Genomic DNA, 17,145 nt, shown 5'->3' with positions numbered 1-17,145 from the left:
TTCGACCGTGCAGGCAGCGCGCTCGCCGGATCGGTGCCCGGTTCCGGCGAGCGCGCGCCGTGCCGTTTAGCGCACGCCCGCGCTTTGCAGCGCTTGCGGCGTGTAGTACGCCTGGTTCGGCAATTCGTCGTACGGGATCATGTGGGTGACCGGATCGCCCTGGTCCGCGATCACCGCATAGTTGCCCTTGGTCAGGTCGTAGACGACCTGAATCGGCTGGCCGACGCGCGGCTTGTCGTAGGGAATGATGTCCAGCGTATAGGCCGTGCGGTAGAGCGCGTTGCTCTGGTCGTACGCGTCGTACGCCACGATCAGCCACGTGTCTTCGTCGATGTAATACGTGCGATGGCTGTAGACATCACGCTGACCCGGCTTGAGAGTCGCCTCGACGACCCACACCCGGTGCTTCTCCCAGCGCACGACGTCCGGATTGGCGAACTTGTCGCCCACCAGATTCGGCGACTGATACGCGCGATAGTTGTTGTAGGGCACGATGATTTCCTTCTCGCCCGCCAGCTTCAAATCGAAGCGGTCCATCCGGCCCTGGAAGCCGCCGATTTCGTCGAACAGCAGAGTGCCGCCGATACCGGCCATCGGCGTGTCGTACTTGAGTTCGGGTGCCACGCGCACACGCCGCTGACCCGGCATATAAATCCAGGTGGTATCGTCCTGGTCGCCGTTATTGACGCTGTATTTCGCCAGATACAACTGGCCGACTTGCGAGGAGGGGCCGAAGAAATTCGTGTAGGTCAGGCGGAAAAATACGTCGTTCAACTTGGTCGCGTTGCGGTCGTAGAACGGATAGATGAACTTCGATTCCTGATCGCCCATCAGCGTCTTGTGGCCGGCTTCGTCCACGAAGATCGTGCGGAAGCGGAAATCGGTGCGCACGCCCTGATAGCGCATGTTCTGATTCCACATCACTTCATAGCCGTCTTTCGGGATCGGGAACGGGATGCAGCCGAATGCGCCTTCCACGCCGTCACCCTTGATCTTGCCGACGAGCTTCGCCGTGGTCGCGCAGTTCACCGTGTTCTTCAGCACCCAGTCCGGATAGGCCATCGTGCGCCGGGTCTTGTAGACGTCGACGCGAAAACCCGGAAAACGGTCGAGCAGCGCCTTGGTGCCAGGCGTCAATACATCGGCGAATTTGGCCTGATTGGCCTTGGTGATCGATTCGATCGGCTTGTCGTCCTTGAACGGATCGGGATAGCGGCCGCTGCCGGGTTTGAAGTCGGCGGGGATGGTCAGATCCTTCACGCCGCCAGTGTAGGCAGGAATCGAACCGTCCGCGTTGGCGGCTTTCTGTGCGCCGAATTCGGTGAGCTTGCCGCCCAGCTCTTTGGCTTCGTCGGCGCTGACCGCCGCGAGCACAGGCCCACTGGCGGCAACTGCCGTCGCCACCGTTGCCAGTACCATTGCGAGTTTCATGCTTGTCTCCAGAATGTGTGTCAGAAAAACCAGCTGGTGCGAGACGGCTTTTTATCCGGCGCCCGTGAGGGCGTCCGCGACAGAAAGCGGGCGCGACCGTCGCCCGTCAGAATGAAGAAGAAAACGTGAGTGAAACCCAATTCTTGTCGTTGTAGAAAACCGGACCGTTGCCTGTTGCGTAATACGAAGGCCCGCCACTCGGCAAACCGTTGGCGAGACCGAAGTTGGTCTGGCCGCCTGCGTGCGAGTGATAGCCGTTGTATTGCAGCGTGACGTTGTATTTGTTCTGGATCAATGCGTGCAGACCGAAGGTGTAGATCATCGAACCCTGATTGGTGCCACCCAGACTCGGCGTGTTGCCCCACAGGCCATATTGGATGAACATCGGCGCGTCGATGTCGACGCCCGGGAATACCTGCAGCCATTGCGGATCGAATTGCACGGCCAGCGCCACCGAATTGTTGGTCGAGCAGCCGGCCCATTTGCTGCCGCTCGGACATTCGGCCGAATTGCCCACGCCGTTGTAGAGCGCGCCGTTGCTGGTAGTCTTGACCTTCTGCGTGAAAGCGATTTCAGCTAGCGCGCTACCGGTGTTCCAGAACGGCGTGCGCGACAAGCCCGCCAACACGTTACCGATGACGTTGACGACGTCGCCGCGTGCGCCTTGCTGGCCGCTCAGGTCGCTCGCCAGCGGGCCGGTGCCGCTGTTCAACGCGGTGTTATGCCGGTATGACACTTCGAAGCCTGTGCTGAAGTCGCCAATCTGCCGGTCGAGACTGAAGCCGTACAGCTTCACGTCGGAGCCATAGGCCAGGTGATAGTTGGTCGCGCCGGTTGCCGGGTTCACGCCCAGCAGTACCCACGGCTGCGTTTCCGTCAGATTGCGGTAATAGAAGCCGAACGTGCCGCCTAGCCATTGCGGCGCCCATGTGACCTTGGCGCCGTAGTCGTTATGAAAACCGTTATTCGGCATCACGTCGGCACCGCGCGGCACAGCGCCCTCGAGCAGATTCGGCCCCTGGAAACCGAAGCCAACCGTGCCGAGATACGTGCCGCCTTCCGGCAGGCGGGTCGGCATGTATTCCGCGAAATACTGCGCGGCGAGTCCGACCGTCGGCGTGAGCTGGGTTTCGAAAAGGATCTGGGCACGTGGAATCGCCAGTTCCTTGGCCTGCGTGCCGGGTGAGGCTGCGCCCTTGATGTTGTCCGAGGCGTTCTGGCCGTAGTTGATGCCTTCGGTACCGAAGATCAGCGCATTGCCCCAATACTGGGTCAGACGGCCGACTTTAATGGCGCTTGGCTGGCCGTTGATCTCGAACTTGTAGAACACAAACGCATCCAGCAGATCCGCGCCTTGCTGGTAATAGCGCTCGGTATAGCTGCTGTAGTGGTTGCCGCTATACGAGTTCAGGCTCGAATAAGGCACGCCCGGGTAGGCCATGCCCGGGTTGTTGTTCACGCCGCCGCCGTACGCAAAGTCTTTCCAGAGTGAGGCGCTCACGCGGAAACCGAATTTATCCTGATAGATCGCATCCAGTTCGCTCAGGTCGGACACGCGATTGGTCACGATGTCACCTGCGTGCCTGAACTTGTAATCCGATTCGCTGTAGAGCGGGTTGTTGCCGATCGAGTCGTTGATGCCCTGCGCGCGCATGCCCAGGTTATAGCTGATCGTGTTGTCCCAATTGATGTTCAGATCGGGGTTCGAACTGAGTTGCACGGCGTTGGCCGATACGGCCCAGCATCCCAGAGCCATCGCGATACCGAGGCTCATCCGGTTTTTATTGAATCTGGCGCAGCTGCTCATTCCCTTCATCTCCTTGTCTCCGTAGCTCCCCGGCGGGGCTGGGTTTTTGTTTGACGCTGGTGACGGCACGGTGCTGCTGGCCTCGTGGGTTCCACGCTGCCGCCCAGGGAATTACACACAGTGTTCAACTCTGTGCAGTCTGCTCGTCGGGACTCGTTAGATTCGCCTGGATTCGGAATTGAATTCTATAGATAGAATTTCGACTCTGACTCTCTCGTTTTCCCTTATTCGATACAAATTCAACAAAGGTGTTCATATCCACTTGGGTAATGGGGATAATAACGCGGCGTGGCGTAGCGTCAGACGACGGAGAATCAAGTCATTTCCGCAGGTGAAAGGAGCGCCATCAGGCAAGGTCAAGGGTTTGGGACTTTTGATCGGATCCTTTTCTGACAAGGCATTCAGGGCAACGGTGAGCATCGGATACAAGCGCGCAGAGACCACATAGAGCGCAACTCGGCGCAAGGCATCGACAGGTCGACGCACGGAATAGGCAGCAGGACGGGTGATGAGGCGTGGGGATCGCATGCTCGACAGTGGGGAGGTAACGCTGGCCAGTCGGACTGTTCACTGGCGTTCTCTTAAGTTGATCACCAGAATCGAACCTGTTCAACTTGTCCGCCATCAGGAGTTACCCGGCCTCGCCGGGGCTCCGTGAGTCCAACCTTCAGAGGTACCCGGACGATTCCACAAAGTTCGATACACATTGGAGATATGTGTTCACAATGATTCTGAAATTGTCCGTGTGAGCGTGAAACGGCACGCCTGCCGGCAACAGACGAAACCGTGAACCTGTTACAGGAACCGTCGATGGTTTCCGTGAGCATTACGACTATGTCATTGCTGGAACACGGTCGGCGCCCCGTGTGCTGGCCGACCGTTTGTCGGCAGAGTCGGGTGTGTCCGTGCTGCTGTCCGAAAGCGGGCCGTCGGTCGTCGCGTGCTGATCCACATGTCGCGCGGCATCGGCAAAATCCTGATCCCGGGCGGTCCGTTGAAAGTGTCGATGCATCCGCCTGGCGATCCGCTTTGTGATGCAGTGATCGAAGCAGCGGGCTCCACGTAACCGGTCAATTTTCGACGCCCTGGCAGCGAGCGCATGATTCACCGATGCTACCTGTCCACGTGGACACGCAGCATCAGGGAGTCACGATCTGCATAGTCGGCTGCAATACCCTGTCAGGGGTCGACGTACTTCAATTCAGTTGAGTCTCCGAGGAGTAGCGACCGATTCGCATCCGCTGCTGCGCGCAGGTAGTCCCATAGCACGGTGATCCGTCGCAGCTTGCGGAGGTCTTCCCGACTGCTGAGCCAGAACTGTCGCGTGACCACCACTTCGTCGAGCAATATCGGAACAAGCGCAGGATTAGGGGCAGCCATGAAGCACGGCAGAATGGCCAGCGCGTTGCCTTGCAGCGTGGCGTAATACTGCGCGATGACACTGGTGCTGCACAAGCGCGCGGTCACATCTGGAATCGTCCTGTTCAGATAGAGCAGTTCGTGGCTGACGGCGAGATCCCCGACATAATCGATGAATGCATGGTGGCGCAGATCGGCGATGCAATGCACGGGTTCGTGGCGCAGGACGTAATCGCGTGTGCATATAGTCTGAGGTGGTAGTCGCAGAGTCGCGTGAAAACGTATTTGCCGCGATCGGGACGTTCGAGCGTAATGGCCATATCAGCTTCACGCTTGGAGAGGCTGACAAAGTGGGGCACCGGGAGGACGTCAATGGAGATGTCGCGATGCCTGGCAGTAAAGCGGGCAATTTGCGGGGATAGAAAAAACATCCGAATCCTTCGGTCGAACCAATCCGCACATGCCTGGGCCAGCATGGCTGGCACCACGATTGAGTGGTATGACTTTTTTCTGTACGGCACCGCTGCCGCGCTCGTTTTCAACAAGGTCTTCTTCCCCGCGCTGGAACCGATACTTGGCACGCGCGCAGCTTTTGCGACTTACGGCGTGGGCTTCGTGGGTCGGCCGATGGGCGGTATTGTGTTCGGCCACTTCGGCGACCGAATCGGCCGCAAGTCGATGTTGCTTACCACGCTGTTGCTAATGGGCATTCCGAGCATGGTGATTGGCCTGATACCTTCGTACCAGAGCATCGGGTACTGGGCGACGGTACTGCTCGTGGCGATGCGTTTCCTACAGGGTATGGCCGTGGGCGGGGAGTGGGGCGGCGCCGTATTGATGGCAGTTGAGCACTTGCCGCCGGGGCGCAAGGACTTCTTCGGTTCGCTGCCGCAAACGGGCGTTGGCTTCGGGTTAATTCTTTCTTCGATCGCGATGACAGCTGTCACTGCGCTGCCTGAGGTGGACCTACTCTCGTGGGGCTGGCGGATGCCTTTTCTCGCTAGTATTGCCCTGGTGCTGATCGGCTGGGTGATCCGCGTACGCGTGCCCGAGTCACCCGACTTCGAGCGCGTGAAGCGCCAGGGCCAACCCGTGAAAGCGCCAGTGCTCGAAGTGTTCCGTCGACAGCCGCGCGAACTGCTGACCATCATCGGTGCGCGCACTGCGGAAAATACCTGGTTTTACCTGGTAGTGGCATTCGCGCTGGCCTATGCGGCGAACCAGCTCAAGATTCCCAAGGTACAGATCCTGCACGCGATCACGGCAGGCGCAGTGCTTTCGCTCGTGACGATGCCTTTCTCGGGCTGGCTGTGAGCGACCGTATCGGGCAGAAGCGCCTGTTCCTTGCGGGTCTCGTCATCTTGGCGCTATTTGCTGCACCGTTCTTTTCGATGCTCGAAACGCTGCATCCCGCGACAGTCTGGTGGGTGATGGTTTTAGGTGTGGGCGTCGTGTTCCCGATTCTCTATGCACCCGAACCGCAGTTGTTCGCTGCGCAATTTCCCGCTGAGATCCGCTATAGCGGGATTTCCGTGTCGGTGCAGGTGGCAGGCGTACTTGGCAGTGGCGTAGCGATCGATGATCGCGACCATGTTGCTCGCATACGGTGGCGGCAAGCCGCATTACGCGGTGGTCTATATGGTCGCGCTGGCCGTGATCGCGTTTGTGTGCACGCTCATGATGCGTTCGCGCCACGACTGACGCGTGGTAATCAACCTTCCTGACGCATTCCTGTTTTTGTTTATCCGGCCGCCCGGCAGCCACCCTCAATACCTGTCAGAGAGAGTTCATGATGAACGCAGTCACCCAGGCATCGAATGCCCATGGCGCAACCGTCAAGTTGCTGATTGACGGTGAGTTTGTCGAATCGACGACCGCCGAATGGCGCGATGTCGTCAATCCGGCCACGCAGGAGGTGCTCGCGCGAGTGCCGTTCGCGACGGTTGCCGAAGTCGACGCGGTAATCAAGAGCGCGCATGCTGCGTTCGCGACGTGGAAGAACACGCCGATCGGCACGCGCCTGCGCATCATGCTCAGATTTCAGGCGTTGATCCGCGAACATATGCCACGTGTAGCAAAGACTCTGACTGCCGAGCAAGGCAAGACGCTGCCCGACGCCGAGGGTGACATCTTCCGCGGGCTGGAAGTGGTCGAGCATGCGTGCTCGATCGGTACGCTGCAACAGGGCGACTTCGCCGAGAACGTCGCCGGTGGCGTTGATACCTATACGCTGCGACAGCCGATCGGTGTTTGCACGGGCATTACGCCGTTCAACTTCCCCGCGATGATTCCGTTGTGGATGTTCCCGATGGCGATTGTCTGCGGCAATACGTTTGTGCTGAAGCCTTCGGAGCAGGACCCGCTGTCGACGACGCAGCTCGTCGAGCTCGCACTCGAAGCCGGTATTCCGAAGGGTGTGCTCAACGTAGTGCATGGTGGCAAGGAGGTGGTCGATGCGATCTGCACGCATCCGCTTGTGAAGGCAATTTCGTTCGTCGGCTCGACGGCGGTGGGCACACACGTCTATCGTCTCGGCAGCGAGCACGGCAAGCGGGTGCAGTCGATGATGGGCGCGAAAAACCGCGCGGTCGTGTTGCCCGATGCAAACCGCGAACGGACGATCAACGCGCTTGTTGGTGCCGCCTTCTGTGCTGCGGGGCAGCGGTGCATGGCGACTTCGGTTGCCATCGTGGTCGGCGCATCAAAGGGCTGGTTGCCTGATCTTGTCGAGAGGGCTAGGACGTTGAAGGTTAATGCGGGTCACGAGCCGAAGACCGACGTTGGGCCAGTCGTTTCGCGTACGGCGAAGGCGCGCGTTCTGGGCCTCATTGAGTCAGGAGTGAAGCAGGGCGCGACGCTGGCGCTCGATGGCCGCGACGTGAAGGTGCCCGGCTACGAGGACGGGAATTTCGTTGGTCCGACAATCTTTACCGACGTGACGCCTGACATGGACATCTATACGAATGAGATTTTTGGTCCGGTGCTCATAGTGTTGACTGCGCCGACCCTTGACGATGCGATTGCCATTGTTAACGCGAATCCGTTCGGCAATGGTGTCGGACTCTTTACGCAGAGCGGGGCAGCCGCGCGGAAGGTTCAGAGCGAGATCGATATTGGCCAGGTGGGGATCAACATCCCTATTCCGGTCCCGGTTCCGTACTTTAGCTTTACAGGCTCGCGCGGTTCGACGCTTGGTGATCTTGGTCCGTACGGCAAGCAGGTCGTGCAGTTCTACACACAGACGAAGACTGTGACGGCACGCTGGTTCGACGATGCCACCGTGAGCGACGGTGTGAACACGACGATCAGCCTGCGCTAGCCCGCTAACCAATGCGTACCCGCAGGTGAGGAAAACATATGAAAATTGGATTTATTGGCCTAGGCAACGTGGGTGCCATGGCGCTCAATCTGCTGAAGGCTGGCCATGCGCTGACGGTTTTTGACCTGAATGCCCGGGCGGTGCAACTGCTTGTCGACGCTGGCGCAAAAGGGGCCGCTTCCCCCAGGGCGTTGGCGAGCGACGTCGAGCTGGTGATCACCATGCTGCCCGCGGCGATGCATGTCCGGGGCGTGCTGACCGGAAGTGAAGTCGTATTTTCGGGTATCGGTGCATGAGTCACGATCGTGGACTCGAGCACGATTGATCCGGCGAGCGTCAGGGAATTTGCGGCGCTGGCCAAAGAGCACGAATGCATATTGGTAGACGCGCCCGTGTCCGGTGGTACCGGTGGGGCATCGGCGGGCGCACTGACCTTCATGGTTGGCGGCAGCGAGGCGGCTTACGTACAGGTGAAACCGGTACTTTCAACAATGGGCAGGAATATTGTCCATTGTGATGATACCGGAACGGGGCAGGTTGCCAAGATCTGCAATAACCTCGTATTGGGTATCACGATGGCAGGTGTTGCAGAAGCGATGGTACTGGGCGAGGCGCTCGGTATCGATGCGAATGTGCTTGGCGAAATCATGAATACGTCGACCGGACGTTCGTGGAGTTCAGACGCATATAACCCTTTCCCCGGCGTGATCGACACAGCGCCATCGTCGCGTGGCTATACAGGAGGATTCGGTACCGATCTAATGCTGAAAGATCTTGGTTTGGCCACAGAGGCAGCAAAAAAAGTGCAAGGCAGCCAGCGTTCATGGGAGCACTCGCGCAGCAACTCTATCAGGCAATGAGCAGCCGCGGGGACGGCAAACAGGACTTCTCTGCCGTAATCCGGCTGTACCGGCAGAAGTGAGACCGCTCAACACCGTTGACCCTCGCGATACTGCTTAAGGCACTCGTCTGACTGGCCAGTCGTTGTCAGTCGCGAGGCATGCCCAGATGCCGGTCGAGGAAATTCATTGCGCCCTTCAGTGATGCGCTGCGCAATGCACTGGACCTGTTTGTCGAGTATCCGTAGTCGCGAAATCGGGTCTCGAGGACTGTCGGTCGACACGACTGGCAACTGTTCGGCGAGTGCTGCAAACGACGCCCTGGCTGCATCGATTGCTGTGCGCCGACCTTCAAATGCAAAGCCAATGGTGCAACTCACGCTCCTGTTCGGCAAGCCGGATCGGCACGGCTTCTCGAAGGAACTCGACGAATGTTCTGATCTTCGCGTCGAGATATTGTCTTGACGCATAAAGGGCGTAGATGTTGTTGGGTTGTAATCGGTACCCATCCAACAAGCGCACGAGGCTTCCGTCACGAAAACCCTGCAGTGCGAGAGACAAGGGCAGCGGGCCAATGCCCATACCTTCTCGAATCGCTTCCGCTAGCGCTTCGGCGACATTTACTGTAAGCGGTGTCAATCGCGTATGACGGAACACCTGTGCGCCTGGACCATCAAAAACCCACTGTCCCGAAGGTACATCCGGGAGGACGAGTTGCAGGCATGTATGCGTACTCAGATCTTCCAGTGAGACAGGCGTACCTCGCCGCGATAGGTATTGAGGCGAAGCGCAGAGAACGGTGCACGTCGTGCCAATGCGTTGCGAAACCAGTGCCGAATCCGGCAGATCTCTTGCTACGACCACCGATACGTCAAACCCTTCCTCGATCATGTCCGGCACTCGTTGTGCGAGGACCAGATCAATGAGGACATCCGGGAATCGCTGGTTATAGCGCGCGATCAGCGGTGCCAGATAATGTTGCCCGAAACTGGTGGTGCCGTGAATCCGAAGTCTTCCGGACGGCAGCGCCGCCGCGCCAGCGGCTTCCGCTTCGGCCAGACCGACGTATTCGAGAATCTGTTCGCAACGTTGCAGGTAGCGTTCGCCCGCTTCAGTCAGCGACATGTGCCGCGTCGTCCGGTTAAGCAGACGAGTACGCAATCGCGACTCCAGTTCTGTTATCGCACGGGATACCTGAGGCGTTGTCACAGACAAAAGAGATGCGGCTTTCGTGAAACTGCCTGCTTCCACGACTCGAACGAACATCCGCATGTTCTCCAATGTGTCCATCGATACTCCGTAGTAAAGGAAGTGTCAAATAGTGAGTTTTTCTGCTTCTGGCGAGCGATTTGACTGGCACCTCGATTTGTAGCTGTTTTTCACGCTGTGCCGGAAGCGTTGCAGAAGGGAACACGGGCAGCGGCAAGAGCACTGTTGACGCGGTACCCGCAGCGTAAATTTGAAAGACCTGCACATGGTGAATGTTTCCTGAGGGTGTTTAGTGCGCGCCTGCGGCGGCATCGGCACCACCGCCGCCTTTCATCGGGCGCGTGATCCAGATCAGCGGGATGATGAGGATGAAGATGAAGGTGGAAATGTAGAAGAAGTCGTCCAACCCCATGATCGCCGCCTGACTGTTCACGGTGGCATCGAACAGCGCGTGGGCCGACTGCGTGTCAAGTTGCAGTAGCGATCGGGTCGAATCAATCTGCTGATTGAATAGCGGATTGTTGACGCTGGCCTGTTCCGTCAGACGCACGTGATGCAGGGCAGTCCGATTATTCCAGACCGTACTTGCGATGGACGTCCCCGCCGCCCCGCAGAATATCCGCACGAAATTGGACAGGCCGGCCGCAGCCGGAATGCGCTCCGGCGGCAATCCCGACAGGATGATCGCGGTCAGGGGTACGAACCACAGGACAGTCGGAATGCCCTGAAGCAGCGTGGGCAGTACGAGATGCCAGGTATCGATATACGTGACGTAGTTCGTGCGCATGTAGAACACGCCCGCAAATCCGATGAACGCGCACGTTGCTATCTTTCGCGCGTCTGTATAGGGCAGCATGCGGCCTATTATCGGGGAGAGGATGACCGCAAAGACGCCGACCGGTGCGGTCACGAGCCCTGCATCGAATGCGCGATAGCCAAGGTATTCCTGCATCCACTGTGGTAGCAGCACGAGATTGCCGAAGTACAGGGCGTAGGAGACCGAAACGGCGATTGTGCCGCCAAGGAAGTTGCGCTGCGTAAAAAGCCTCAGGTCGACAATCGGGTGCTCCTCGGTCAGTTCCCACACGAGAAAGAAGGCGAAGCTGATCAGTGCTGCAATGCCCAGTCCGACGATGACCGGTGACGAGAACCAGTCGAGATCCTTGCCTTTGTCCAGCATGATCTGCAACGAACCGACCCAGGCAATGAGCAGAGCCAGTCCGACGACGTCAATCGGCAGTTTCCTCGTTTGTGTTTCGCGATTACGGTAGATCATCCAGATGACGCTGGCGGCAATCAGGCCGACGGGGATGTTGACGTAGAATATCCACGACCAGCTGTAGTTGTCGGTGATCCAGCCACCGAGCAGCGGACCCGCAATTGGGCCGACGGTGGCAGTCGTCGCCCATAGCGCCAACGCCGTACCGGATTTTTCTTTCGGATAGGAGCCGAGCAGGACAGCCTGCGACAGCGGAATCAGCGGGCCCGCCACCACGCCTTGCAGAATTCGAGCGGCAAGCAGGAACGGCAGGGTGGGGGCGATCCCGCACAGCCACGATGCGAGCACGAACATCAGGATCGCGCCGACGAACAGTTTGATCTGGCCGATGCGTTGAGTCAGCCAGCCGGTCAGTGGAATCGACACTGCGTTGGCGGCGGCGAACATCGTGATGACCCAGGTGCCTTCGTCGACGGATACGCCCAGATTGCCTGAGAGGTTCGGAATAGCGACGTTGGCAATCGACGTGTCGAGCACTGTCATGAAGGTTGCCAGCGCAACGACAATGGTGGCGACAACCAGTTGGCCACCCTTGAGCGGTGGCTGATGGATGGGCGCTTCGGGGGCGGGTGCCGGAGGGGGCGGTGACTGAGCCATGAGAAGCCTTTTAGTCGTCTTGACGCTGCTTACTGTGGTGTTCGGCCGGATTCTGCTTCGTGTCCGGTTTTCTGCGAACCGCCGTTCGGACCTGCGTTTTCCGAAATGATGCGGGCGATTTCAGCGTCGGCCTGGTCGCCGTACTTGTCGAACACGTTGGTCTGATAGACCGTGTTCGGCGCCTGGCCGAGCTGGCCACCGTTGTCGTCCTTGATGCTCACGTCGGCTTGCATCGACAGGCCGATACGCAGCGGATGCTTTTCAAGTTCCTGCGGGTCGAGCGCGATCCGTACCGGCAGGCGTTGCACCACCTTGATCCAGTTGCCGGTTGCGTTCTGCGCGGGCAGCAGCGAGAACGCCGAACCCGTGCCCGCCGAGAAGCCGACCACCTTGCCGTGGTACACCACCGACGAACCGTACACGTCGGCCGTCAATTCGACCGGCTGACCGATGCGCATGTGCTTCAGTTGCACTTCCTTGAAGTTCGCATCGACCCACACACCGCCCAGCGGCACGATGGCCATCAGCGGGGTGCCCGGCGAGACGCGCTGGCCCACCTGCACCGAGCGCTTCGCGACGTAGCCCGTGACCGGCGCCGGCAGGTTGTTACGCGCGTTGTTCAGGTACGCGTCGCGCACCTTCGCGGCGGCAGCCTGCACGTTCGGGTGATTGGCGATCGTGGTGTTGGCGGTCAGTGCGCGGTTCGACGCCAGTTGCTGCTGGGCAGCGTCGACAGAGGCCTGCGCGCTCTTCACGGCGTCGCGAGCGTGCGAGATTTCTTCCGCTGACACGGCGCCGGTTTGCGCAACCGTCAGGCGGCGCTTCAGGTCGTCCTGGGCACGCGACAGATCGGACTGGCGCTGGGCAACTTGCGCCTGGTACTGATTGTCGTCGGCGAACAGACCGCGCACCTGGCGCACCGTCTGCGCGAGATTTGCTTCGGCCTGTTCGAGCGCGACGCGCGCGTCGGCCGGATCGAGCACGACGAGCGGGTCGCCGGCCTTCACGGTTTGCGTGTCGTCCGCGTTCACGGCGATCACCGTGCCGGTGACTTGCGGCGTGATCTGTACGACGTTGCCGTTCACGTACGCGTCGTCGGTGTCCTCGTGGAAGCGTGCGTCGAGGAAGTAGTAAAGGCCGTAGGCGACCGCGGCGATCAGGATCACGATGACGAGCAGCGTCATCATGCGCTTGCGTTTGCCGTTGTTCGCCGGCGGTTGGGCCGGTGGCGTCGGCTGCGGGGCCGATTGAGCCGGTTGTGTAGTAGCCGCGGGCTGTTGGGTGGTGCTCATTGATGTGCTCCGGGTTCTCTCAAGCGTCGTCGTTTATTCGGATGTTCGTGCGAGTGTGGCGCGCGTCGGTGTGGCTTCAGTTTGCAGCGGCGGTCGCAGTGGTGGCTGATGCCGCGGCGGCCGATGCCGGGGCATCGGTCGGCACCACAAGACCCGTTTGCGTTGCGTCGAAACCGCCGCCGAGCGCCTTGATGAGGCCGATCTGCATGTCGCGGCGGCGCATCTTCAGACCCGTTACCGTCTGTTCGGCGGCAAGGCGGTTCTGGTCGGCGGTCAGCACCTGCAATTGCGGCGACAAACCGGCCTTGTAGCGGATCACTGCCAGCTGATAGGCCTTGGTCGACGCGTCGAGCGCGCGTTGTGCGTCGCCCGATTGCTGGTCGATCGAACGGATCGACGACACTTGCGTCGCGACGTCCGACAGGGCGCTGATCAGCGTCTGGTTGTAGTTCGCCACATCGAGGTCGAAGTCTGCGTAGCGGCCCTTCAACTGCGAGCGCAGCGCGCCGGCGTCGAAGATCGGCAGGTGAATCGCCGGGCCGAACTGGATCTGGCGGCTTGCCGAGGTGAGGAAACGGCCCCAGCCGAACGCATCGAAACCGAAACCGGCGGCGAGGTTGATGTCCGGGAAGAACTCGGCCTTGGCTTCCTTCACGTCGTGCAGCGCGGCTTCGACCTGCCAGCGTGCGGCGACGATATCCGCGCGGCGCGCCACGAGGTCAGCCGGCAGATTGTTCGGCAGCACGACCGTGTCGCCGGTGGTCAGGGCCGGCTTGGCGATCTGCAGGCCACGATCCGGACCCTTGCCGAGCAGCGCGCCCAACTGATAACGCACCACAGTGATCTGGCCGTCGAGATCGGTCAGGTTCGCCTGGCTGGTCGCGATGTTGCCGTTAGCGGTTTGCCGTTCGACGTTGGTATCGAGGCCGGCGGTGACGCGGCCGTTGGTGATGCGGCCGATGTCCTGCCGGTTGGCGATTTCGCGCGCGGCGATGTCGCGATAAGCGTACAGCTGGGCAAGCTGGTTGTACGTGCTCGCCACGGAGGCGGCGAGCGTCACGCGCGCCTGTTGCATGTCGGCTTCCGCGGCCTTTTCCTGTGACACGGCCTGGCCCAGACGCTCGCGGTTCTTGCCCCACAGGTCCAGATCCCACGACGCGCTTGCCAGCACGTTGTTCTCGCTATACCAGGTGCCGCCGTACGGAGGCGGGTAGAGCGCATTTGCCGAGAACAGCTCGCGATTCCACGAGTAGCTGCCGTTGACCTTTGGATACAGCGCCGAGCGCGAGCTTTCAATGTACGAGGAAGCCTTGGCGAGGCGTGCCTGCGCCTGTGCGATCGACGGGCTGCCTTCCAGCGCTTCTGCGATCAGCTTCGGCAGTTGGGGGTCGCCGAACTGGTTGGCCCAGTCGAGCGACGGCCATTGACCGCCCTGGCCGGACAGGCTCTGGGTGGACTCGTACTGAGCCGGCGACGAGATCTGCTTGTCGCTCTTCATACCGAAGTAGTTCGCGCACCCCGTGAGGGCGAGCGCTGTCACCGCGGCGGCGACAGCGGCCCGGCTCGAAAGCGCGGGTCTGGACAGTGATTGAAGGTTCATTGCAGGTTGCTTGGCGGGAAAGTGGGTACAGTGGCCCTGAAACGGCAAAGGCGTCTTTTTGATATCATGGCTTGGGCAGTCGGATCTAGGACGCTTGCTGGTCCTGACTTTCAGTTGGTTCCGGCAGGACCTCCGCGCTCTGGAATATCTGCAATACGCGTAGTGTGGTTTCAAGTTCGGTCCGGGTGACCCCTTTCAGAACCCGTGCGCGCAGATTCACCAGTTCCTCCTCCATCTGGGCGGTAATGGCTCGCCCTGCGTCAGTCAGCGTGACGGTTTTGGCGCGCCGGTCATCCGGATCTTCGTGACGCTGCATCAGCCCAGCGTCGCACAACTGGTCGAGCAACCGCACAAGCGATGGTCCTTCGATGCCGACGTGTTCAGCCAGCGCCCCCTGCCGGACGCCTTCGCCCAGGCGTCCGGCGATCAACAGCGGAGTGGCGCACGCCTCGGAGACGCTGAACGCTGCCAGCACTTCATGACTGGTACGTCGCCATTTTCGTGAGGCTCCCACGAGCGTGCTACTGACCGCGAGACGCAGCATGTCGAGCCTTGACATATGCAGCATGGCATCTGCCTCCTTTAAATGTAGGTAGCCAACTATCTATTTGCGTGTGACTGCTGATCCGGGAGATGTGTCGCGCGGCGCCATCGTGATCTCACGCGAAGGTCAATGTTCCGGTGCGGCGAGAGCCGGGTTTCGCGCCCCAGGGGTCCTTAACAGCAACAGGAATGGCATAACGGCAAGCGCCAGCATGAACAGAAGTCTGAAATCATCGACGTAGGCAATCATCGATGCCTGCCGGGTGACTTCGGCATTCAATGAGGCGAGTCCAGCGGAAGAGTGGATGTCCCACATGGAGGGCAGGGCATCTGGTTGCGCGAGCGGGTTATAGGCGTTGATGTGTTCGACGAGCGACGAATGCGCGACCTGTGTGTTGCGCGTGAGCTCCGTCTGCACAAAGGAAATGCCAATACTGCTGCCAATATTGCGGCTCAGGCTGTAGATGGATGTGCCGTCACCGCGCAGGCGGGTGGTGAGGGTGGAGAAGGTGGCGGTCGTAAGCGGAACCGAAATGAAACCGAGCCCAAGACCCTGGAGGAAACCTGACCAGATGATCGTACTTTCCGCCATGTCGAGGTTGTAGTGCGACATCTGCCAAAGCGAAAATGCGGCGATCGAGAAGCCGACGGCAATCAGGTTACGCGGCTTGAGAGGACCGACGAGCCGGCCAGCCAGCATCATGGCAATCATCGAGCCGGCACCACTGGGCGCGGTAGCGAGGCCCGTTTTGACCACGGAGTACTGCATGAGATTCTGCAGAAGCGGTGGCAACAGGGCGCGCGTCGCATAAAGCACGGCACCCATCACAAAATAGAATCCACAACCGGTCACAAAGTTGCGATCGTGCGCCAGTTCGCGATTGAAGAACGACGTGGTTTCAATCGTTAGCGTATGCACCAGAAAAAAGGCAAATGCGATCAGTGCGGTTAGCGACTCGATCCAGATTTCGATCGAGTCAAACCAGTCCTTCACCTCACCGCGATCCAGAAACAGTTGCAGGGCACCGATGGCGATGCTCAGGGTAGCAAACCCGAACAGGTCGAGTTTGCGTGAGGCTACCTTCGTCTCCGACATGAACAGCAGTATGCCGAGAAAGGCGACGATTCCAACCGGCACATTGACATAGAACACCCACCGCCAGTTGTAGTTATCCGTCAGCCAGCCGCCGAGCGTGGGGCCCAGGATCGGTCCGACTGTGACGCCGGCACCCCAGAGGGCCATCGCTGGTCCATGCTTTTCAGGCGGATTGATGTCCAGCATGACTGCCTGCGAGAGCGGGACCAGCGACGCACCGAATATGCCCTGAAGCAGTCGTGCTGCGACCATGGCCGCCAGCGAGGTCGACATTCCGCAAGCGACGGAGGCAACAGTGAATCCGCCGACCGACCACAAAAAAAGGCGCTTGCGCCCAAAACTCGCTGCCAGCCAGCCGGTAAGCGGTGTTCCGATCGCTGCGGCAACGATATACGACGTCAGGACCCAGGTAATCTGATCCTGGGTGGCCGACAGACTGCCCTCCATATGGGGCAGCGCTACGTTTGCAATCGTGCTGTCCAGCACCTGCATGATGGTCGCGAGCATGACCGAGATGGTGATCAGTGCACGTTTGCGAGGATCCACGGCGGTATGAGATGTGTTCGGGGCTGGTGTGGATGGCGAGAGCTCGGGGACAGCGGGCACTGGCACATAAGTACCGAATAGCTGCTGTCACTTCTACGTGTAAAAGCCAGATTTTCCGTACTTCCCCATCGGGAGTTTGAAACTTTGCCGATGGCTCAGATAGCAAGACTGCGACTAGACATGTTAGCCGGCGCGCTATCAACGGTAGCTATTGTAGGGCCGGCTAAT

General features: G+C 59.8%; 9 protein-coding genes and 3 pseudogenes. 3 read left to right on the top strand and 9 right to left on the bottom strand.

Annotated features, from left to right (window positions below; all coding sequences use genetic code 11):
• Positions 1-66: 66 nt before the first annotated feature.
• The 3 genes and pseudogenes from ACAX43_RS13560 to ACAX43_RS13550 form a co-directional block, all read right to left on the bottom strand.
• Entirely contained in the window at positions 67-1,431 is a 1,365-nt protein-coding gene (locus ACAX43_RS13560; RefSeq protein ID WP_370708909.1) for a DUF1329 domain-containing protein, read from the bottom strand.
• Between the two features lie 106 nt (positions 1,432-1,537).
• Positions 1,538-3,238 carry a DUF1302 domain-containing protein gene (locus ACAX43_RS13555; RefSeq protein ID WP_370708908.1) on the bottom strand — a complete coding sequence of 567 codons (1,701 nt, stop codon included), beginning with the start codon at positions 3,236-3,238 and terminating at the stop codon, positions 1,538-1,540.
• Between the two features lie 1,179 nt (positions 3,239-4,417).
• Positions 4,418-5,028: pseudogene (locus tag ACAX43_RS13550) on the bottom strand (substrate-binding domain-containing protein).
• 43 nt (positions 5,029-5,071) lie between these two features.
• On the opposite strand from ACAX43_RS13550, the pseudogene ACAX43_RS13545 reads away from it, so the two are divergent.
• The 3 genes and pseudogenes from ACAX43_RS13545 (at position 5,072) to mmsB (ending at position 8,838) form a co-directional block, all read left to right on the top strand.
• Positions 5,072-6,298: pseudogene (locus tag ACAX43_RS13545) on the top strand (MFS transporter).
• 91 nt (positions 6,299-6,389) lie between these two features.
• Positions 6,390-7,916 carry a CoA-acylating methylmalonate-semialdehyde dehydrogenase gene (locus ACAX43_RS13540; protein WP_370709327.1) on the top strand — a complete coding sequence of 509 codons (1,527 nt, stop codon included), beginning with the start codon at positions 6,390-6,392 and terminating at the stop codon, positions 7,914-7,916.
• Positions 7,917-7,954: 38 nt separating this feature from the next.
• A pseudogene (gene mmsB / locus ACAX43_RS13535) lies at positions 7,955-8,838 on the top strand (3-hydroxyisobutyrate dehydrogenase).
• 268 nt (positions 8,839-9,106) lie between these two features.
• On the opposite strand, the gene ACAX43_RS13530 reads toward mmsB, so the two are convergent.
• The 6 genes from ACAX43_RS13530 to ACAX43_RS13505 all read right to left on the bottom strand — a co-directional run bounded on the left by ACAX43_RS13530 (position 9,107) and on the right by ACAX43_RS13505 (position 16,977).
• Positions 9,107-10,045 carry a LysR family transcriptional regulator gene (locus ACAX43_RS13530; RefSeq protein ID WP_370708907.1) on the bottom strand — a complete coding sequence of 313 codons (939 nt, stop codon included), beginning with the start codon at positions 10,043-10,045 and terminating at the stop codon, positions 9,107-9,109.
• A gap of 208 nt (positions 10,046-10,253) precedes the next feature.
• Positions 10,254-11,840, bottom strand: coding sequence for a DHA2 family efflux MFS transporter permease subunit (locus tag ACAX43_RS13525; protein WP_370708906.1), 1,587 nt, complete (start codon positions 11,838-11,840; stop codon positions 10,254-10,256).
• Positions 11,841-11,869: 29 nt separating this feature from the next.
• Complete coding sequence (locus ACAX43_RS13520; protein ID WP_370708905.1) at positions 11,870-13,132, bottom strand: EmrA/EmrK family multidrug efflux transporter periplasmic adaptor subunit; 1,263 nt, start codon at positions 13,130-13,132, stop codon at positions 11,870-11,872.
• Positions 13,133-13,208: 76 nt separating this feature from the next.
• Entirely contained in the window at positions 13,209-14,732 is a 1,524-nt protein-coding gene (locus ACAX43_RS13515; protein WP_370708904.1) for an efflux transporter outer membrane subunit, read from the bottom strand.
• A gap of 85 nt (positions 14,733-14,817) precedes the next feature.
• The gene (locus ACAX43_RS13510) at positions 14,818-15,291 is read right to left on the bottom strand and encodes a MarR family winged helix-turn-helix transcriptional regulator (protein ID WP_370709326.1); all 474 of its coding nucleotides are present in this window, start codon (positions 15,289-15,291) and stop codon (positions 14,818-14,820) included.
• Between the two features lie 111 nt (positions 15,292-15,402).
• Entirely contained in the window at positions 15,403-16,977 is a 1,575-nt protein-coding gene (locus tag ACAX43_RS13505; RefSeq protein WP_370709325.1) for a DHA2 family efflux MFS transporter permease subunit, read from the bottom strand.
• Positions 16,978-17,145 lie beyond the last annotated feature (168 nt).

It is taken from the genome of Paraburkholderia sp. IW21 (assembly GCF_041321145.1).
In the GTDB taxonomy this organism is placed as follows: domain Bacteria; phylum Pseudomonadota; class Gammaproteobacteria; order Burkholderiales; family Burkholderiaceae; genus Paraburkholderia.
Note: the sequence above shows the minus strand (reverse complement) of the source record. Positions and strands in the feature narration are given on the sequence as shown.